Source organism: Paeniglutamicibacter sp., assembly GCF_046714615.1.
Classification (GTDB): domain Bacteria; phylum Actinomycetota; class Actinomycetes; order Actinomycetales; family Micrococcaceae; genus Paeniglutamicibacter.
Genome location: NZ_JBKKAP010000090.1, coordinates 13,086 through 32,133 on the forward strand (window position 1 = coordinate 13,086; position 19,048 = coordinate 32,133).

15 protein-coding genes and 1 tRNA gene are annotated in these 19,048 nt (G+C 64.3%); 13 read left to right on the forward strand and 3 right to left on the reverse strand.

Annotated elements, in window-relative coordinates:
• Nucleotides 1-47: 47 nt before the first annotated feature.
• From ACLQ7E_RS11265 to ACLQ7E_RS11310, 10 genes are all read left to right on the forward strand, one after another.
• The gene (locus tag ACLQ7E_RS11265) at nucleotides 48-644 is read left to right on the forward strand and encodes a DUF305 domain-containing protein (RefSeq protein WP_411732666.1); all 597 of its coding nucleotides are present in this window, start codon (nucleotides 48-50) and stop codon (nucleotides 642-644) included.
• Nucleotides 645-659: 15 nt separating this feature from the next.
• On the forward strand, nucleotides 660-1,580 hold the full coding sequence (locus ACLQ7E_RS11270) for a F510_1955 family glycosylhydrolase (protein WP_411732667.1): 921 nt from the start codon (nucleotides 660-662) through the stop codon (nucleotides 1,578-1,580).
• Between the two features lie 253 nt (nucleotides 1,581-1,833).
• Entirely contained in the window at nucleotides 1,834-2,331 is a 498-nt protein-coding gene (locus ACLQ7E_RS11275) for an HNH endonuclease (protein ID WP_411732668.1), read from the forward strand.
• On the forward strand, nucleotides 2,328-2,996 hold the full coding sequence (locus ACLQ7E_RS11280) for a molybdenum cofactor guanylyltransferase (RefSeq protein WP_411732669.1): 669 nt from the start codon (nucleotides 2,328-2,330) through the stop codon (nucleotides 2,994-2,996). The genes ACLQ7E_RS11275 and ACLQ7E_RS11280 overlap by 4 nt, the downstream gene beginning before the upstream one ends.
• 15 nt (nucleotides 2,997-3,011) lie before the next feature.
• Nucleotides 3,012-3,290 (forward strand): DUF6457 domain-containing protein, encoded by a 279-nt coding sequence (locus tag ACLQ7E_RS11285; protein ID WP_411732670.1) that lies wholly within the window; start codon nucleotides 3,012-3,014, stop codon nucleotides 3,288-3,290.
• Nucleotides 3,291-3,300: 10 nt separating this feature from the next.
• The gene (locus tag ACLQ7E_RS11290) at nucleotides 3,301-4,500 is read left to right on the forward strand and encodes a molybdopterin molybdotransferase MoeA (protein ID WP_411732671.1); all 1,200 of its coding nucleotides are present in this window, start codon (nucleotides 3,301-3,303) and stop codon (nucleotides 4,498-4,500) included.
• A 63-nt stretch (nucleotides 4,501-4,563) separates the two neighbouring features.
• A complete protein-coding gene (fdhD, locus tag ACLQ7E_RS11295) occupies nucleotides 4,564-5,397 on the forward strand; it encodes a formate dehydrogenase accessory sulfurtransferase FdhD (RefSeq protein ID WP_411732672.1) in 834 nt (277 codons plus the stop codon).
• A gap of 75 nt (nucleotides 5,398-5,472) precedes the next feature.
• Nucleotides 5,473-7,794 (forward strand): FdhF/YdeP family oxidoreductase, encoded by a 2,322-nt coding sequence (locus ACLQ7E_RS11300; protein WP_411732673.1) that lies wholly within the window; start codon nucleotides 5,473-5,475, stop codon nucleotides 7,792-7,794.
• Between the two features lie 700 nt (nucleotides 7,795-8,494).
• Nucleotides 8,495-9,595, forward strand: coding sequence for a hypothetical protein (locus ACLQ7E_RS11305; protein ID WP_411732674.1), 1,101 nt, complete (start codon nucleotides 8,495-8,497; stop codon nucleotides 9,593-9,595).
• Between the two features lie 294 nt (nucleotides 9,596-9,889).
• Nucleotides 9,890-11,746 (forward strand): ABC transporter ATP-binding protein, encoded by a 1,857-nt coding sequence (locus ACLQ7E_RS11310; RefSeq protein WP_411732675.1) that lies wholly within the window; start codon nucleotides 9,890-9,892, stop codon nucleotides 11,744-11,746.
• A 10-nt stretch (nucleotides 11,747-11,756) separates the two neighbouring features.
• On the opposite strand, the gene ACLQ7E_RS11315 is transcribed toward ACLQ7E_RS11310, so the two are convergent.
• Nucleotides 11,757-12,158 (reverse strand): NUDIX hydrolase, encoded by a 402-nt coding sequence (locus ACLQ7E_RS11315; protein WP_411732676.1) that lies wholly within the window; start codon nucleotides 12,156-12,158, stop codon nucleotides 11,757-11,759.
• A gap of 208 nt (nucleotides 12,159-12,366) precedes the next feature.
• Between ACLQ7E_RS11315 and ACLQ7E_RS11320 the strand changes: the two genes are divergently transcribed.
• Nucleotides 12,367-13,596, forward strand: coding sequence for an ROK family protein (locus ACLQ7E_RS11320; protein ID WP_411732677.1), 1,230 nt, complete (start codon nucleotides 12,367-12,369; stop codon nucleotides 13,594-13,596).
• Between the two features lie 800 nt (nucleotides 13,597-14,396).
• On the opposite strand, the gene ACLQ7E_RS11325 is transcribed toward ACLQ7E_RS11320, so the two are convergent.
• Nucleotides 14,397-14,473 (reverse strand) — tRNA-Arg (locus tag ACLQ7E_RS11325).
• Between the two features lie 81 nt (nucleotides 14,474-14,554).
• Complete coding sequence (locus ACLQ7E_RS11330; protein WP_411732678.1) at nucleotides 14,555-15,190, reverse strand: hypothetical protein; 636 nt, start codon at nucleotides 15,188-15,190, stop codon at nucleotides 14,555-14,557.
• Nucleotides 15,191-15,263: 73 nt separating this feature from the next.
• Between ACLQ7E_RS11330 and pcrA the strand changes: the two genes are divergently transcribed.
• Together pcrA and sucC are read left to right on the forward strand one after the other, a co-directional pair.
• Nucleotides 15,264-17,669, forward strand: a complete 2,406-nt coding sequence (pcrA, locus tag ACLQ7E_RS11335) for a DNA helicase PcrA (RefSeq protein ID WP_411732679.1) — start codon at nucleotides 15,264-15,266, stop codon at nucleotides 17,667-17,669.
• A gap of 239 nt (nucleotides 17,670-17,908) precedes the next feature.
• Nucleotides 17,909-19,048 (forward strand): ADP-forming succinate--CoA ligase subunit beta (gene sucC / locus ACLQ7E_RS11340; RefSeq protein ID WP_411732680.1); only part of this gene is annotated, 1,140 nt, incomplete at its 3' end.

Below are 19,048 nucleotides of genomic sequence, written 5' to 3' on the forward strand. Positions count from 1 at the left end.
GGCCATCAAACCGGACCATACTTCTCATCCTAAGCAAGGAAAAGCCGTTGAAAAACACCAAAACCACATTGTCGATTTCCGCTGCGCTCATGGCAGGCTCACTACTTCTGACAGGCTGCACGCCTGCCGGTACGGATCATGCCGGTGGGGATCACGCTTCCGGTATGGAAGCCTCACAGCAAGCTACGAGCCAGGCCCACAACAGTGCCGACACGATGTTTGCGCAGATGATGATCCCGCACCACGAGCAGGCGTTGGAGATGAGCGAGATCATGCTGGACAAGGACATGCTGGGTCCGGAACTGGACTCGCTCGCTACCGAAATCAAGGATGCCCAGGCTCCCGAAATTGCCTTGATGGAATCGTGGCTGACGGCCTGGGGAGAACCTCGCACGATGGGCCACGAGACGGAGATGGACGGCATGCTCGGTGCGGCCGAGCTTGAATCGCTCAAGTCAGCCCAGGGGAGTCAGGCCGAGGAGCTCTTCCTTCAGCAAATGATTGAACACCATTTGGGAGCCACAAAAATGGCCGAAGAGGTATTGGCATCCGGCAAGGCCCCCAAGGTGCTTGAACTGTCGAGGGAGATCATCTCCGCCCAGAACGCCGAGATCAGCCAGATGCGCGAAATGTTGAAGAAGTAGTCGGGACCCGTAGCCGTGAAATTGCTTCCCGACACGAGATCCATTCTCCTGCCGCTCTCGTTCATCGGGGTGCTGGCCCTGACTGGCTGCACTTCCGCGCCGGCCTCCCCAACAGCAACGGCCGGCACACCTTCCCTGCCGGCACCCGAAACCTCGCAAATGCCGGCGACCTCGCCGAGTGGCGACACCGTATTGGTCGAAGGCTATCCCCGTGCGCACGTACACGGCATGGCCGCCATCGGAAACGACCAGGTTCTGCTTGCCACCCATGAAGGGCTTTACGACGTGTCGGTGAGCCCCGCTAGGCGTATCGGCCCCCTCGTGGACTGGATGGGATTCAGCCTCGGCGCCGACGGATTCTATGCTTCCGGGCACCCTGGCCCCGGAACCGACTTGGATAACCCGGTGGGACTGATGCGCTCCACGGACAAGGGCAACACCTGGGAAACCCTCTCGCGCTCCGGAATCTCCGACTTCCACGCGCTCACGGTCTCCAGGAATGCGGTCATCGGGTTCGACGGCATGTTGCGCTCCACCGCTGACGGCAAAAACTGGCGGGCGCTCGACCCTCGGATCCAGCCGGCAACATTGGCGGCCGACCCGAACGGGAGCATCGTGCTTGCAGCAACCGAACAGGGAATCTGGCGTTCCACCGACGACGGGAAGACCTTCAGCGCGCCGGTTCCGGGTGCTCCGGTGCTGCAATACGTGGCGTTGGCAGGCCAAACGGCCGTGGGCTTCACCCCGGGCAACGTGGCGTGGACCAGCGCCGACGGGGGAGTGAGCTGGAAGGAGGGCGCCCGGACCACAGGCGTGGTTGACGCGGTCGCGCTGGGCACAGGCGGGAAGGAGATATGGGTCTCCAGCACCGCCGGTGTCGAGCATTCGTCCAACGACGCAGGACGTTTCACGGGTCGCTTCATCCCCGGCCGGTGACCCGGGTGCCTTCGGCGACGGGACTTGCCCGAGGCCGGAACTCCTTGATCCGCGACATGTGCACGCGGTGTACGGCAGGGAAAATTATGGTGGCAATTTCGACTGGTTTCCACCAAAAGCGCGCAAAACGGCGGTTTCTTGTTTTAGGCTAGGGCACAGGAGCCAAAGCCGAGTGCCGCGTGCGCCACCGTGAGGGACTTCCGTCGTGGACGGGTCCCTCTGTTGCGCCGGGTCAGGATCTAAGGATGCGCGCATGCGAACCCTAGTACTGAATGCAGGATTTGAACCGCTGGCGGTCATCACCTTCCGCCGGGCACTTCTCCTTGTCCTCACCGGGAAGGCCACCGTCCTTGCCGACGACGACCGCGACCCGGTCGTCGGAGTGAACCAGGTGATGCCCAGGCCCACGGTGATTTTGCTGAACCGGTACATCCGTCTTCCGTATCGCAACACCATCAACGTCTCACGCCGTGGCGTGCTGCGCCGCGACGGGCACCGCTGCGGCTACTGCGGGCGCAGCGCCAACACGATTGACCACATCGTGCCGCGGAGCCGCGGCGGGGAGGATTCGTGGGAGAATCTAGTAGCGGCATGCCAGGGCTGCAACAGCGCCAAGGGAGACCGGACGCTTGCACAGCTGGGCTGGAAGCTGCGGTTCGCCCCTAGCCGACCGCGTGGCGCGCAATGGTTCATCACCGAACTTGAGCGCCCCGCGGAAGCCTGGAGTCCCTTCTTACGGAGTGCAGCATGAAATTCGATGCGATCATCGTGGCCGGAGGCCGCGGATCCCGCCTGGGCGGGGTCAGCAAGCCCCTACTTGAACACCGCGGCGAAACGCTGCTTGAGCATTCGCTGAACGCCGTCCGCGACGCCCAGGCCATTGCGGTGGTCGGCGCCCATGCGCTGGCCGAGGCCGTCACCAGGTACATGGACACCGCACCGGATTTCCAGCGCGTGGTCATCACCCGCGAATACCCCACCTTTGCCGGTCCTGCGGCAGCGGTCGCCGCCGGCCGGGCCGCCCTGGACGACGGCCCCGACGACGAGAGCGCCCAGCGCCAGAACCAGGCATCCGAACTGACAGTGGTGCTGGCATCGGACCTATTGGATCCCGGCCCGGTGGTGGCCGCCCTGCTTGCAGCGACCGAGAGGCCTGCCGAGGGCATCGAGTCGTGGGTGCCGCAAGATGCCGCCGGCGTGCTCCAGACCCTCTCCTGCGCCATCCTCACCTCGTCCCTGCGCCAGGCGATCGACCAGGCGGCCGAACCCCGCGGAAGTCTCGAAAATGCGTCAATGATGCGTCTGCTTGCTACAGTGCAGATGGAACGCCTGAAGCTTCCCGACGCGGACTTCAGCGACATCGACACGCCCGGGGATGCCGGGCGGCACGGGATAGCGGTGGCCAACGGCCACTGACAAGGAGAATGCACCATGCCTGCAGCCGAACTCGAGGAATGGGTCAAGGAACTCTTGAAGGCCTTTGAACTCACCGACACCCAGGTCGACATTGACCAGGTGCTTTCGCTTGCAGGGGTTGCCGCACACACCATTGTCCGTCCAGCGGCCCCGCTGACGACCTACCTGGCCGGCTATGCGGCAGGCCTCGCCGTCGGCAGCGCCCGGTCCGGCGAAAAACTCGCCATGGACTCGGCCGATTCGCTGGCCCGCGCGGTACTTGCCGCGCGCGCCGCTTCCTCCGACAACGCCTAGCCCAGGCACCGTGGAAGACCACCAGTGGGCCGCGGCGCGCAATGATGCCCATGCGCTGGGCGCCCGGATTGCCGGCACCCCCGAAACCGTGCCCCTGCACCTGGCCGGCGGGCGCATCCTGGCTGCCGACCTGGTGGCCGGATACCCGATGCCGCATTGCGCCACCTCCGCCATGGACGGCTACGCAGTCAACGGCCCCGGACCATGGAGACTGCTCAAGGTTTTGGCCGCCAATCCCGGAGCCGGGGACCGCGTGGTCCTCGCCGCCGGAGAGGCCACCGCCGTGGTCACCGGGTCACTGATCCCCGAGGGCGCCACCTCCATCCTGCGCGTCGAGCACTCGACGCTTCAGGGCTCCAGGCTCTCCAGCGAGCGGACCTTGCGCCCAGGCACCGACATCAGGCCCTCCGGCACCGAGGCCTCCGCGGGGGAGCTGCTGGCGGTAGCCGGCACCCTGCTGCGGGCCGGCGTCATCGCCACCGCGGCGGTGGCGGGCCACGACGAAATCCCGGTCGCGGCCGTCCCGGCCGTGCATCTGGTGTTCACCGGGGACGAGGTCATCACCTCCGGGCGCCCGGCCCCCGGACAGGTCCGTGACGGGTTCTCCCCGGTGCTGCCCCAGGTCATCGCCGACCTCGGCGGCAGGGTTGTTGGCAGCGCCCGCATCGGAGACACCCTTGCGGCCACGATTGAGGCGATTGACGGTGACGACGCCCGGGCCGCAGACCTCGTGGTGACCACCGGAGGCACCGGGTTTTCCGACCGCGACTTCGTGCGCGCCGCGGTGCGGGCCATTGGCGGTACGGAAGCCATCTCCTCGGTCGCGATGCGCCCCGGCCACCCTTCAATGGTCGCGGTCCTGCCCGGAAACCGCGTGCTGGTGGCCCTGCCCGGGAACCCGTTGGCGGCGCTCATGGCCGTGGCAACGCTCGTTGACCCGATCCTGCGCGGGGCATGCGGCAGCGAATTGGCAGAACTCCGATCGGCGCCCTCGGCCACCGACTTCGCCCGGCTGCCGGGCCGGACCCGGCTCGTCCCGGCCCGCTGGGTCCCGGCGGACGGCGGCATCGGCCCCGATCTGCTGGCACCGGCGGAGCACGTGGCGCCGGCCATGCTGCGCGGCCTTGCCGCTGCGGACGCCATCCTGGTGGTCGGTCCCGACGGCGCCACTGCCGGCGCCCCGGTGCCCTATCTTCGGTTACCTTGGTAAGTGGGCGGTCGCCGCTCCGCGCGGGGCGCGGATCGCGGCCAAGGCAAGGAAGGCAATAAGGACATGGGACGGAAAATAGCCCGCAGGCGCGTCGTCCGCGCAACGCTGGACGGCGCACGGATCGACCGCGAGGAAAAACTCGCGGTCGAGGAACCCCTGGAAATACGCTTCAACGGCGCCTCCTTCACCACCTCCATGCGCACCCCCGGCGACGACTTCGACATGGTCGCCGGCTTCCTTCTCGCCGAGGGAATCATCAGCCGCACCGAGCACCTGGTCTCCATGCGCTACTGCGCAGGTACCGACGAGGATGGCAACCAGACCTTCAACGTCATCGACGTGCAGGTCGGCTTCGGCGCCCAGGCGCCGGACCTTTCCGCGGCACGGAACGTGGTGACCTCCTCGGCCTGCGGGATCTGCGGCACCAACTCCATTGACGAGGTCTCCAAGAAATCCTCCTACCCGCTGGACCCCGCCCGGGGCCACCTGGATGTGAAGGTGCTGCTGGGATTGCCCGACACCCTGCGCGCCGCCCAAAACCTTTTCAGCTCCACCGGGGGAGTGCACGCCGCCGGGCTGTTCACCACCGCCGGGGAGCTGCTGGTGCTGCGCGAGGACGTGGGACGGCACAATGCGGTGGACAAGGTCATCGGGGCCCGGCTGCGCGAGCAAAAATTACCGCTTCATGACACCATCCTGCAGGTTTCGGGACGCGCATCCTTCGAATTGGTGCAGAAGGCCGCCATGGCAGGGATTCCGGTGCTGTCGGCCGTCAGCGCACCGTCTTCGCTGGCAGTGGAACTGGCCGATGAAACCGGGTTGACGCTTGCGGCATTCTCCCGGGGTAGTACGGTGAACTTGTATACGCATGCCGACAGGGTGAAGACCGGCTCCTAGAACGAATCGGGCACCCCCGTTTCAGGCACGCGCGCGACTACGGTCAACAACACCGCACATCGACGTGGAGGATAAATGCATCGGCCAGCCCCAACGCAGGACACCAACGAGGATGACCTGTTGGTCACCGAGCCAAAACGCAGCGCGGCCGGGGTCAAGGCCGTCATGGTGTCCCTGGAACGCGGCTTCGCCGCTGCAGGTGTCAGTCGCACCGTGCGATCGATGCTGCGCATCAACCAGCGCGGCGGCTTCGACTGCCCGGGCTGCGCCTGGCCCGAATCCATCACCGGTGCCCGCAAGCCGGCCGAGTTCTGCGAAAACGGCGCCAAGGCCATCGCCGAGGAAGCCAGCGCCCGCACGGTGACCCCCGAGTGGTGGGCCAAGTACCCGATCAACGTGCTGCGCGAGAAGACCGAATACTGGCTCGGCTCCCAGGGCCGCATCACCGAACCCATGATCATCCGCGAGGGCGAAAGCCACTACACGCCCATCACCTGGGCGCAGGCCTTTGCCACCATCGGCGAGCACGTGAACGCGACCACTCCGGAGAAGTGCGTGTTCTATACCTCCGGGCGCACCGCCAACGAGACGGCGTTCATGTACCAGTTGCTGGCCCGCTCGCTGGGCACCAACAACCTGCCCGACTGCTCCAACATGTGCCACGAATCCTCCGGCTCCGCACTGAACCCCACCATCGGCATCGGCAAGGGCACCGTCTCCCTCGAGGACTTCGAGCACGCCGAACTGATCTTCGTCATTGGCCAGAACCCCGGTACCAACCACCCCCGGATGCTCTCGGCCCTCGCCGACGCCCGCAAGCGCGGCGCGCACATCGTGGCGGTCAACCCGCTGCCTGAGGCGGGCTTCTTCGGGTTCAAGGACCCCCAGGCCGTCAAGGGCATGCTTGGACGCGCCGATGACATCAGCGACCACTTCCTGCAGATCAAGGTCGGCGGGGACCTGGCCCTTTTCCAGGCCTTCGGCCACCTGATCTTCGAGGCCGAGGCCAAGAACCCCGGAACGGTGATCGACAAGGCGTTCATCGACTCGGCCACCGACGGCTACGCGGCCTACAAGGAAGCCCGCTCCACCCTGGACTGGGAAGCCACCGAGGAAGCCACCGGGCTCACCCGAGCCGAAATCACCACCGTGGCCAACCTGCTCATCAAGTCCAAGGCGTCCATCTTCTGCTGGGCGCTGGGCCTGACCCAGCAGCCGCACTCGGTTCCGACGCTGAAGGAAATCATCAACCTCCTGCTGGTGCAGGGAAACTTCGGCAAGCCGGGAGCCGGAGCCTGCCCGGTGCGCGGACACTCCAACGTCCAGGGCGACAGGACCATGGGCATCTGGGAAAAGCCCGGCGAGGCCCTGCTGGCGGCCCTGGATGCCGAATTCAACATCGCTTCCCCGCGCGTGCACGGCTACGACTCCACCGAGGCGCTGCACGCCTTTGAAGGGGACGCAGTCGATGTCTTCGTTTCCATGGGCGGCAACTTTGCGTTGGCGAACTCGGAAACCGAGGCGCTGGAAGCGGGCATGCAGCGCGCCAAGCTGACCGTTCACATCTCCACCAAGCCCAACCGCTCGCATGTGGTGCACGGGCAGACCTCGCTGATCCTGCCCACCCTGGGACGCACCGACCGGGACGACAAGCACTTCGGCGGACCGCAGTTCCTCTCCGTGGAGGACTCCATGTCGGTCGTCCATTCCACCCAGGGCCGGCTCAAGCCGGTCTCCGAGCATCTGCTCGCCGAACCGGTCATCGTGGCACGCATGGCCCAGGCCATTCTGGGGGAGGACCACCCGGTCGACTGGAAGGCCATGGCCGAGGACTACGACGTCATCCGCGACCACATCTCCCGGGTGCTGCCGGGCTTCGAGGACTTCAACAAGCGGGTGCGGGGGCGCAACGGCTTCGTGCTTCCCAACCCGCCGCGCGACACCCGGTCCTTCGCCACAGACATCGGCAAGGGCAAGTTCACGGTCTCGCCGTTCGAGGCGCTCTACGCGCCGCAGGGCCACCTGGTCCTGCAGACCATGCGCAGCCACGACCAGTACAACACCACGTTCTACGGGTTGGATGACCGCTACCGCGGCATCAAGGACGGGCGCCGGGTCATCCTGATCAACCCGCAGGACCTCGTTGAGCTCGGTCTGGAGGACAAGGCGCTGGTGGATGTCATTTCCACCTTCGGTGGCACGGAGCGCCGGGCCAACCGCTTCCGGCTGGTCTCCTACCCGACCGCCAAGGGCTGCGCCGCCGCCTACTTCCCCGAGGCCAATGCGCTGGTGCACCGCGACTTGGTGGCACGCGAATCCAACACCCCCGGATTCAAGGCCATCATGGTGCGCTTCGTGCCGCACGAGCTGGCCCCTGGCCCGACGCTGGACAGTTAGCCGAACTTGCTCGGTTGGTGGTGGCGCTGAGTATCCGGGCCATTGCTCGGGCGCTCTGGCGATGAGCCCGTCGCCGCCCCAGCTTGCCGTGGCGAGCTGGGGCAGGTGCAGCAAGGACCTGTCGGAGGATTGGTCCTTGCTGCACTTGATTGGCGGCTGGCCGCCAGAACCTGAGCCTTGGGTGACTGTCCTCGTAGGCGGGTGAAGGAACCCGGCGAAATGGCAGTTCGCGACCGTCCGGGGTTCCCGTCCCCGGTTGGTTTGTATGCGAAAGCAGTCCGAAGATCTCGGTGACGCAATCACCGAAACCACCTCGCGACTCACTGGCCCGGTCATCCCTCCCGGCGAGAAATTGCGCGTCTCGGGACGGGCCAAAAACTCCTCATGAAAACCTTTCAAAGTGATGGTCATGCTGCCCTTGAGGGCGCCGGCCCGAGGGTCCGGATCAAGTTTGGCGTGGGTGGCCGTTTTTCGGTGCCATTGTGCGATCCGTCGGCTAATATCGTGGCTATGAGCGCCTCCTGGACCGCGGGTTATCCCCGGTGGTCCCCTGGAGCATCCCACGTCCCCAAGGAGCATTGCCATCCGCTTCCCTGTCCTGCCCCTTGCCGTCGCGCTGACGCTGGCCCTGGTTGTTCCGGCCCCGGCATTCGCCTCCGGCCAGCCCGCCGGCCCCACGTACTCCGTTTCCGCTGCCGTCGTGCAGCAGCCGGCAGCCGTTCGGAAGGAGGCGGCCACGCCGCCGGTGCAGTACCAGGTCACGAAGGCGGCCCCGCTGCGTGCCACCGCCTCGGCATCGGGCCGCAAGCTGGCCACCGTCAAACAGGGCACCTACCTGAGCACCCGTTCCACCAAGAGCGGCTGGGTTCAGGCCACGGTCGGCGGCAAGACCGGCTGGTTCCCGCTGGCAAACACGAAGCGTCTTTCACAGCACCGTCACGAAGCCCTCCGGAAGACGAGCCTGCGCAAATCACCGGGCAAGGGTGCCGTCGTGGTGGTTGTTGCCCGGGGCAAGGAGCTGGTATCCACGGGGCGGACGAGCGGCAAGCACACCCAGCTGTACATCGCCGGCAAGACCGGGTGGGCCCGGACCGCCGATACCCGGAGGGCCATCATGGCCAAATACCAGACTTCCTCCGCAACCCCGATGTATTCCGCGGCCCGTTCGACGAAGCAGCTGGCTAAGATCCCGGCCGACTACACGCTGGGCACCAGGACCAATGCCAGGTCCAACAGCCGGGTCCAGGTCGAGTACGAGGGCAGGACCGGGTGGATCAAGTCCTCCGCGGCAGCCAAGGTTGCGGGGAACGTCCGGCTCGGCAAACTGAGCTGGAAGGATTCGGCAGCAAAGAACATTGCCAAGTGGTGCAAGGGCGTGCCGATCACCGTTGGTCCGAACCGCCCCAACGAGGCAGAGGCCAGCGGTTGGATCGGCAACATGAAGGAAAGAATCAGCCTGGATACGAACGGGTTCCACGGAAAAATGATCGACCCGAACCATCCGCTGGCCCTTTCCATCCAGTACCACGAGTGTGCGCACATCCTGCAGTACCGTGCCTACAAGTACGACTTCACCCGGATGGACAAGGCCATGGACAAGGCCTACGGCAAACCCCGGACAGCCGCCGGGACCGAGCACATGGCCGATTGCATGGCGGTGGCCATGGGCGCCCGGATTAAGGGCTCCGAGTACGATCCCCGCTCGGGGTACACGACCACGTGGTACTCGGGATACGGCGGAGCATGCAAGCCCAAGCACCTGGACGCCGCCAGGAAGCTCGTCGCCGGCAAACGGCTATGACCTGCCGCCCGTAGACGAACCCCGCCGATCCGGCGTTGGTATGGCTTGGCGAACGCCCACGATTAACGGGGGATGTCTCGGCAGAAGACGGCCGGGACATCCCCGCTTTCTGCCCCCCTCGCGTCCCTCCACGGTCGCCGGGGGCGGGACTGGGAAGAATCCCGGCGCCAAAGTGGTTATGTGGGTGGCGGGGGCATGCGTAGGCTGGCCCACGATCGATGACCTTTTGAATGCCTGGCGGAGTCTTCCGCGCGGCACGGCAAGACAACCTGGCTAGATGGCGAGAACATAAACATGAGCATGGAAACTGCGGCCTGGCATTCGTTGTGGCGAATGTCCGGACCTGACAAGGGCAAGGCGTATGCGGCCACGACCCCGCGGAGGGTGCTGGCCTTTGCCGCGAGCTACAAGAAGCGGCTCCTGGTCTTCGTGCTCTTCTCGGTGTTCTCCGCAGTATTGGCGGTGATCACCCCGGTGCTGGCCGGCCGTGTGGTCGATGCCATCGTGGCCCAGACCGGGATCCGGGTGGTGTTGAACCTGGCCGGGATCATCGCGATCGTCGCTGTGCTGGATGCCGTCATCTCGTTGGTGGTGCGTTGGTTCTCCTCACGGCTGGGCGAGGGGATCATCTTCGACCTGCGTACCGCGGTCTTTGACCACGTGCAGAAGATGCCCGTGGCGTTCTTTACCCGTACCCGCACCGGCGCCTTGGTCAGCCGACTGAACAACGACGTGATCGGAGCCCAATCCGCGTTCGCAGGAACCCTCTCGGGCCTGGTTTCCAACACCGTGGCACTGCTGTTGACCGCAGGCGTCATGTTCTCCACTTCATGGCAGGTCACCGCGCTGGCGCTGGTGCTGCTGCCGGTCTTTCTGTTTCCCGCACGCCACTTCGGCAAGTCCCTGGCATTCCTGCGCAAGGAATCGGCGGACCTGAACGCTTCCATGGGCACCCAAATGACCGAACGCTTCTCCGCCCCCGGCGCCACACTGATCAAGCTCTTTGGGCGTCCGGCCGATGAATCGGCGCAATTTGCCACCCGTGCCGGGCAGGTGCGGGACATCGGGGTGAAGATGGCCATGCGCCAGTTCTTCTTCGTCTCCATGCTCACCCTGGTCGCAGCACTGGCCCTTGCCCTGGTGTACGGGCTGGGCGGCGTCTACGCGATGCGCGGCCAGCTGGCCGCCGGCGACGTGGTGGTGTTGGCATTGCTCCTGACCCGGCTCTACGCCCCGCTGACCGCATTGGCCAACGCCCGAGTGGAAATCACCAGTGCCCTGGTGAGCTTTGACCGGGTCTTTGAGATCCTTGACCTCAAGCCGCTGATCACCGATGCGCCCAATGCCACGGTGCTGGATCCGGGCCCGGTGTCGGTGAAGTTCTCCAACGTTTCCTTTGCCTACCCCAGCGCCGAGAAGGTTTCCCTGGCATCCCTGGAAGACGTCTCGGTTCTCGACACCCGGGGAGGGGAAACCGTGCTGCACGGGATCGACTTCGAGATCCCCGCCGGCACCACGGTGGCCCTTGTAGGTTCCTCCGGGGCCGGGAAGTCCACCATCGCCTCGCTGCTGGCACGCCTCTACGACGTTGATTCGGGCAGTGTGCAGTTGGCCGGGGTCGACATCCGGGAGCTCAAGCTCGGCTCGTTGCGCTCCACCGTCTCGATGGTCACCCAGGATGGGCACCTGTTCCACGAGACGATCGGATCGAACCTTCGCCTGGCCAAGCCCGAGGCCAGCGACGCGGAGCTTTGGCAGGCGCTGCAGCGGGCCCGGTTGGAACCCACCATCGAAGCGCTCCCCGACGGGCTGGACACCGTGGTGGGGGAGCGCGGCTACCGTCTTTCGGGCGGGGAGCGCCAGCGCATGACCATTGCACGGCTGCTGCTGGCCGCCCCGCAGGTGGTCATTCTCGACGAGGCCACCGCGGCGCTGGACTCATCCAACGAGGCGGCCGTCCAGGCGGCACTGGCCGAGGCCCTGGAAAACCGTACCGCACTGGTGATCGCACACCGGCTCTCCACCATCCGCACGGCCGACCTGATCCTGGTCATCGAGGATGGACGGATTGCCGAGCGCGGCACCCACACCGAGCTCATGGCTGTGCGAGGCCGTTATGCCGAATTGCACGACACGCAATTCGCGCAGTAGCGCCAAGGAATCAAAGACCCAGCAGGTCGGGCAAGACCTTCTCGCGCAGCAGCGGCGCAATGTCGGTACGGGCCATGGCATCGGCCGGGTCAATCCAGAGCATCTGCTCAATCTCGGCCTGGATCCTCGGAGTGTCGAGGGTCCGGGCGGCGAACAGGTGGGCGTGGATGTCGGTGTCGGCCTCGTTGGCCGCCGGCCCCTTCCACACACCCATGGAGGTGACCTGGGCGGCGGTGAAAACCAGGTCAAGTTCCTCCTGCACTTCGCGCAAAACGGCGGCCAGCGGGCTTTCCCCGGGTTCCAGCTTTCCTCCCGGCTGCATGAACATGGTGGTCCCCTCCTTGCGCACCAAAAGGATGCGTCCGGAGGGGTCGAGTAGTTGCAGGGCTGCGATGGTAAGAATCTTTGGCACAACTTGAGCTTAACAACCGCCAAAAGCGCAGGAGGGGATGGTAGCGTGCTCTGAGGACAAGTCTCGGGGCGCGTTTTTCCATTTAATCGTGGATACTGGAGTCAATTCGTCAACGCGCCATGTTCACGGAACCTCACTAGTCATTGGGGACAAGTGGTTCAAGCAGGGCCAATGGGGGATTAAATGTGGATCTACAAATGGAGAATTGATGCAGCGGGGCACCAACTTAGGTCGACTCGGGGATTTTAATCAGGCGGTTATTTTTGAATCGATCCGCCGTGCAGTCGACGGGGTCAGTCGTGTAGAGCTTGCAGGCTCCACCGGGCTGTCCCCTCAAACCATTTCAAACGTCGTTCGCCGTCTTCTGGACGAAGGCCTCGTCCGCGAGGACCGTACGATTGTTTCGGGGCCGGGCAAGCCGCGTACCGTCTTGGAACTTGAAGCCAACCGCATGGTGGCCGTAGGCATCCACCTTGATCCCGGTGTGATCACCGTGGTGATACTGAACCTGCGCGGTGAAATCCTGCACTCGCGCCGCCTGGACATTCCCGCCGTGGAGATTCCGGAAAAGACCATCGAAACCATGGCACTGACCGTGGACGAGATCATTTCCGAATCCGGCGTGCCGCGCTCCAACGTGCTGGGTGTCGGTGTTGTTGTCCCAGGGCCCCTGGATCCCGATCGCGGCGTCATGATCGACCCGCCTCTGCTTGACGGCTGGAAAGACGTCGACATGGTCGAGCCACTGCACCGGTTGCTCAAGCTCGACGTCGTCATTGAAAAAGACACCATTGCAGCCTCCATTGCAGAACAGTGGAAGGGCAACGACGCCGAACGCGACAACTTCGTCACGATGTATGTCGGTGCCGGAATCGGCGCAGGCATGGTCCTGGACGGGGAGATCCACCGGGGCATCAGCAACAACGCCGGCGAGATCGGCCACTACTCCACTGGGGTTGTCGCCCAGGAATGCGACATTTGCGGCCGCAACGATTGCCTGCATGCCGCCTTGGCGTTCAACATGATTGCGCAGAAGGCACGTGAGCGTGGCTTGAGCCTTACGGTGCCCGATGACGGGACCGCGGCCGAGCGCGCGGCCGGGATGAGCGAAATCGTGGGACTGGCGAAATCCGGAAACGAAACAGCCGTGGAACTGATCCGTGAATGCATGGGCTTCGTCGGCCAGGTTGCCGGACAGCTCTGCAACACCCTCGACATCGGATTGGTGATCTTGGCCGGACCATTGTGGTCCGAGGTCGGCGAATGGTGCCTCGAAGACGTGCGATCGATCATCAACGAACGCTTCAGCTCCAAGAACGTCCACACGATCGAAGTTCGCTCCTCGACGTTGGGCCACGAAGTCGGTGCAATCGGCGGGGCCTGCGCCATCATGGATGCGAGCCTCTCGCCTAAGGCAGCGGCACTGTTGTTGCGCTAAGCGGTCGGATATTACGTCAAGGGGCCGTTCATTACCTTTTTGAACGACCCTTTGACTTATTACCCATGAGTCAGTTGACAAACTTTCTCTAATGAATTTAGATGACCGTTAAGAGTTGGTGGCAACCGAGCTGCCCACCGTTGTTTTCGTGTAGGTCTTGTTTGTCCGCGAAGACAGTGCGTGGGGGAACGGCAGGTCGGCTGCTGGGGACCCGACTCTTAACGCCGTCGACCGGTGCCGTAGGATGTAATGGGAGTTATCCCACGGATTCACCGGTCGACGGCACCCTTTTTTTAACCGTCCATCTGGATTTCGTTCGAGTCGATGGACGCGAGAATGAACCCGGCCGTTGCGTCCAACTGCCGACGGGTCGACTCGGCGCCGCAGCCTCGGAGAATCCGCTTTTCCCACGTGCGATCAGCGCATCCCCCTGGGCCGGCATGCCCTCCCAGCCCTAAATTTTCCCTGGACCGGCGTACCGGCAACCCAGGTGACGCAGTGGCCTGGACCTCGCGCCCAGCGTGCGTGAGGCATGCACGTCATCGACCTTCACCGTGATTCGCCCAGCGTCCCGGCCATGGAAACAAGAATCTCGTGGGCCATTGCCCTCGCCGACCCACGTTTCCTCTGCCACATGGGCGGTCGCGCGAGGAGAAGCGCTTTTGCGTGGGGCCATGGACATATATGGAACGGAGCTCCCAAGCGCGCCCGGACGCCCTTGGGAGTCAAAGGGTGGATTGAGGCGGGAACGTCTTGCTTAAACAAGACGCGACCTGCATATATGCAGGTCGCGTCTCGCTTGGTGCCCCTGGCCGGAATTGAACCGACGGCCTACTCTTTAGGAGAGAGTCGCTCTATCCAACTGAGCTACAGAGGCCCGTTTCGTCAAAAACGATCCGAATCAATTCTAGCGGTATTTTGGCGAAGCTTGGTTAATACCGCGCCGCGCGGCGCCGGACTAGAGCAGGCCCCGCTTGGACAATTCCCACTTTTCCCGGAACGTGCGCACGAACGAAGCGATAAGTACTCCGAACAAGATCGCCGCTGTGGCAAAGAGCAGGATCCACCGGGTGGTGGTCAGCGTGGAGGCCAATGACACGGCGGCCGGATCCAGCGTGCCGATGAACAAGGCATCGATGGCCCGGTTTTCCCACAGGTCGACAACAGCGAAGGCCATGGGCACCACCCACAGGATCCAGCGGCCCAAGCCGCGGGCGGTATTGATGTTCACTGCCAGCATGGTGATCAATGCCAGGAAGAGCGGAAAGAGCAGGCCGGCGGTCTTGTGCACGTAGTTCAGCTGGCCGGCGGCGTCCGCGTCCATGGCCTGGCGCAACGCCTCGACGTGCTCCAGGGAATAGCCGCCAATCATTTGATCGGGCATGGTCAGTCCGTTGGACAAGTCGGTCATCTGGTTTAGCACCAGCAGGTGGAAGTACCCAAAGAGGAAGAGCACCACGACCAATCCGGCAATCAGGATCAGGTTTGCGTTGCCTGCCGCCTTCTCCGGCGATCGCTGCGTCGAGGGATTGACCGACGGGACCGCCGGGGCAGGGCGGTTGTACGGTTTCTTTTTCTTCTGTGACTTGGCCATGTCCCCAATTATGCCGCCATTTGATCCATGCCCGGCCAACCCGTGGCCGCACCGCCGTAGACTAGGGGCCATCATGGATTTTCTTTTCGATGACTTCGTCGCGCCCGCTCCAGCCCAACAACTGCCAGGCACCCAAGAGCTGCTTGCCGGTTTGAATCCCGAGCAAGAGCAGGCAGTCAAGCATGCCGGAACCCCGTTGCTGATTGTCGCCGGGGCAGGGTCAGGCAAGACCCGGGTGCTTTCGCACCGCATTGCCTATCTCCTGGCCACTGGGCGGGCGCGTCCGCACGAGATCCTGGCCATTACCTTCACCAACAAGGCCGCGGCCGAAATGCGTGAACGCATCGCCGCCCTGGTTGGCGAGGACGTGGCAAAGAAGATGTGGGTTTCCACCTTCCACTCCTCGTGCGTGCGCATCCTGCGCCGCGAGGCAGCCTCGGTGGGACTGAAGTCCAGCTTCTCCATCTACGACTCCGCCGATTCCCTGCGCCTGATCACGATGGTGTCCAAGGGGCTGGAACTGGATCCAAAGAAGTTCACGCCCAAGTCCATCGCGCACAAGATCTCCGCGTTGAAAAACGAGCTCATCGACGATGAGCAATATGCTGCCACCGTCGCCAGCAACGACCCTTTCGCCATGGCGGTCCTCCAGGTGTACCGCGGCTACACCGAGCGGTTGCGCGCCGCGAACGCCCTGGACTTCGATGACCTGATCGCCCACGTGGTCAACATCTTCCGCGCCTTCCCGGCGGTCGCAGACAACTACCGCAGGCGTTTCCGCCATGTCATGGTCGACGAATACCAGGACACCAACCACGCCCAGTACGCCCTGGTGCGCGAACTGACTGGACCGGACGGACCGACCCCCGGCGGGGAACTGACCGTGGTGGGCGACTCGGACCAGTCGATCTATGCCTTCCGCGGCGCGGACATCCGCAACATCAACGAGTTCTCCAAGGACTATCCGGACGCCGAGACAATCAAGCTGGAACAGAACTACCGTTCCACGCAAACCATCCTCTCCGCCGCCAACGAGGTCATCAAGCGCAACCCGGACCGCCCCGAAAAGCGACTGTGGACCGCCGAGGGCGACGGCGAAATGATCATTGGCTACGTGGGTGAATCCGAGTCGGACGAGGCCCGCTGGATCGCCGACGAGATCCTGCGGCTGAACGACGAGGAAGGCATCCGCCCCGGGGACGTTGCCATTTTCTACCGGACCAACGCACAATCGCGTTCCCTTGAGGAGCAGCTGATCCGCGTGGATTTGAAGTACAAGGTCATTGGCGGGACACGCTTCTACGACCGCAAGGAAGTCAAGGACGCCCTGGCCTACCTGCGGGCGCTGGTGAACCCGGAAGATGACATCAACGTGAGGCGCATCCTCAACGAGCCCAAGCGCGGCATCGGGGACCGGGCCGAATACTCGGTGGCGGCGCTGGCCGAACGCGAGCGGATCTCCTTCATGGCGGCGCTGCGCCGTGCCGATGACGCCCCCGGGCTGGGCACCCGCGGCCAAAACATGATCGGCGGGTTCGTGAAGATCATGGACGACCTCGCGGTCGTCGCCGAAGGCTCGGGACCTGCCGAGGCGCTGGAAGCGGTGCTGGAGCAGACCGGCTACCTGGAGATGCTGCGTTCCTCCAACGACCCGCAGGATGAATCCCGCGTGGAAAACCTCGCCGAACTCGTGGCCGTGGTGCGTGACTTCATGAAGGACAATCCCGAGGGAACGCTCACCGATTTCCTGGAACGTGTGGCGCTGGTGGCCGATGCCGATTCCATCCCCGAGGCACCGAGCGATGCCGAGGGTGTCGACATGGCGCACCGCGAGGGCCTGGTCACGCTCATGACCCTGCACACGGCCAAGGGCCTGGAATTCCCCGTGGTCTTCCTTACCGGCATGGAACACGGGATCTTCCCGCACCAGCGCTCCCTGACCGATGAAAAGGAGCTGGCGGAGGAACGCAGGCTGGCCTACGTGGGGCTCACCCGTGCCCGTCAGCGCCTCTATCTGACGCGCGCCGAATACCGCAGCCTGTGGGGCCAAGCCCAGTACAACCCCGCCAGCCAGTTCCTCGAGGAAATCCCGGGGAACCTGGTGGATTGGAAGCGCGAGGGCACCAAGCGGGCAAGCTTTGAATCCTTCGGCGGGCGCAACAACTTTGCCACCAGCCGCTACGAGTCGGGTTCCTACTGGGGTGCCGGTTCCGGCGCAAGCGGCGGGGGACGGCTTTCCGGGGCCCCGGAAGTCCACACGCTGAGCACCGCGCCCGTGGCGCGGGCCAAGGGTCGTGTGCAGCCGAACAAGGAAATCATTGCCTTGAGCGTGGGCGACAAGGTGACTCACGGTACTTTTGGCCAGGGTGTGGTCTTGGCGCTCGAAGGCGCCGGGGACAAGACCGTGGCGAAGGTTAAGTTCGCCGATGCGGAGAAGCGGCTGTTGCTTCGATATGCCCCGCTAACCAAGCTTGACTAGACGGTTCGTGGACATTGCCGGCTCCTCCGCCGGCACCGGGGTGGGCGGGCCTGTGGCGGTGGTCACGCGCCCCGTGGCTCTACGGATTGTAGAACTGTGTCAATGGCCGTGAACGCGTTAGGCTGAGGAAGGAGTCTGGCCTGATCCCAGGTTGGGCTCTACCCCCTCGATGCATGGAACCGTGTCTACGGAGCCATGCCTTGAGTCAGCATAGACTTCGACAAGAAGGACACAAGCCCGTGGACCTGTATGAATACCAGGCGCGCGATATGTTCGAGTCGCACGGCGTACCCGTGCTGGCCGGCATCGTTGCCTACACTCCTGAAGAAGCCAAGGCCGCTGCCGAGAAAATCGGTGGCGTCGTGGTTGTTAAAGCCCAGGTAAAGGTCGGAGGCCGCGGCAAGGCCGGCGGCGTCAAGGTCGCAAAGACCGCCGACGAGGCATTCGCATACGCAACCGACATTCTCGGCATGGACATCAAGGGCCACACCGTGAACAAGGTCATGATCGCCCAGGGCGCCGACATCGCTGAGGAGTTCTACTTCTCGGTGCTGCTGGACCGCGCGAACCGCAACTACCTGGCCATGTGCTCGGTGGAAGGCGGCATGGAAATCGAGGAGCTCGCCGTAGAGCGCCCCGAGGCCCTGGCCCGCGTTGCAGTTGACCCGGCCGTGGGCATCGACCAGGCCAAGGCCGACGAAATCGTCGCCACGGCTGGTTTCGCCCCGGAGCTGGCCGACCAGGTCGCAGCCGCCATCATCAAGCTGTGGGACGTCTTCAAGAAGGAAGACGCAACCCTGGTTGAGGTCAACCCGCTGGTTCGCACCGGCGCTGGCGACATTGTTGCCTTGGACGGAAAGGTTTCTCTTGATGAGAACGCCGACTTCCGCCACCCCCACCACACCAAGCTCGAAGACGCTGCTGCGGCTGACCCGTTGGAGGCCAAGGCCAAGGCTGCGGACTTGAACTACGTCAAGCTCGACGGCGAAGTTGGCGTCATCGGCAACGGTGCCGGCCTGGTCATGTCCACGCTCGACGTCGTAGCTTACGCCGGCGAGAACCACGGCAACGTCAAGCCCGCCAACTTCCTGGACATCGGCGGTGGAGCTTCCGCCGAGGTCATGGCAGCAGGCCTCGACGTCATCCTGGGCGACCCGCAGGTCAAGTCCGTCTTCGTCAACGTCTTCGGCGGCATCACCGCCTGTGACGCCGTCGCCAAGGGCATCGTCGGCGCACTGGCCGAGCTGGGCCACTCCGCGAACAAGCCGCTGGTAGTCCGCCTCGACGGCAACAACGTTGAGGAAGGCCGCCGCATCCTGGCCGAGGCCAACCACCCGCTGGTTACCCTGGCCGCCACCATGGACGAGGGCGCCGACAAG

What these genes read in the sequence shown, in the direction of transcription:
- ACLQ7E_RS11275 (WP_411732668.1), top strand. Translation starts at nt 1,834, where the DNA reads ATGCGAACCCTAGTACTGAATGCAGGATTTGAACCGCTGGCGGTCATC.
- ACLQ7E_RS11280 (WP_411732669.1), top strand. Translation starts at nt 2,328, where the DNA reads ATGAAATTCGATGCGATCATCGTGGCCGGAGGCCGCGGATCCCGCCTG.
- ACLQ7E_RS11285 (WP_411732670.1), top strand. Translation starts at nt 3,012, where the DNA reads ATGCCTGCAGCCGAACTCGAGGAATGGGTCAAGGAACTCTTGAAGGCC.
- fdhD (WP_411732672.1), top strand. Translation starts at nt 4,564, where the DNA reads ATGGGACGGAAAATAGCCCGCAGGCGCGTCGTCCGCGCAACGCTGGAC.
- ACLQ7E_RS11300 (WP_411732673.1), top strand. Translation starts at nt 5,473, where the DNA reads ATGCATCGGCCAGCCCCAACGCAGGACACCAACGAGGATGACCTGTTG.
- ACLQ7E_RS11310 (WP_411732675.1), top strand. Translation starts at nt 9,890, where the DNA reads ATGAGCATGGAAACTGCGGCCTGGCATTCGTTGTGGCGAATGTCCGGA.
- ACLQ7E_RS11320 (WP_411732677.1), top strand. Translation starts at nt 12,367, where the DNA reads ATGCAGCGGGGCACCAACTTAGGTCGACTCGGGGATTTTAATCAGGCG.
- ACLQ7E_RS11330 (WP_411732678.1), bottom strand. Translation starts at nt 15,190, where the DNA reads ATGGCCAAGTCACAGAAGAAAAAGAAACCGTACAACCGCCCTGCCCCG.
- pcrA (WP_411732679.1), top strand. Translation starts at nt 15,264, where the DNA reads ATGGATTTTCTTTTCGATGACTTCGTCGCGCCCGCTCCAGCCCAACAA.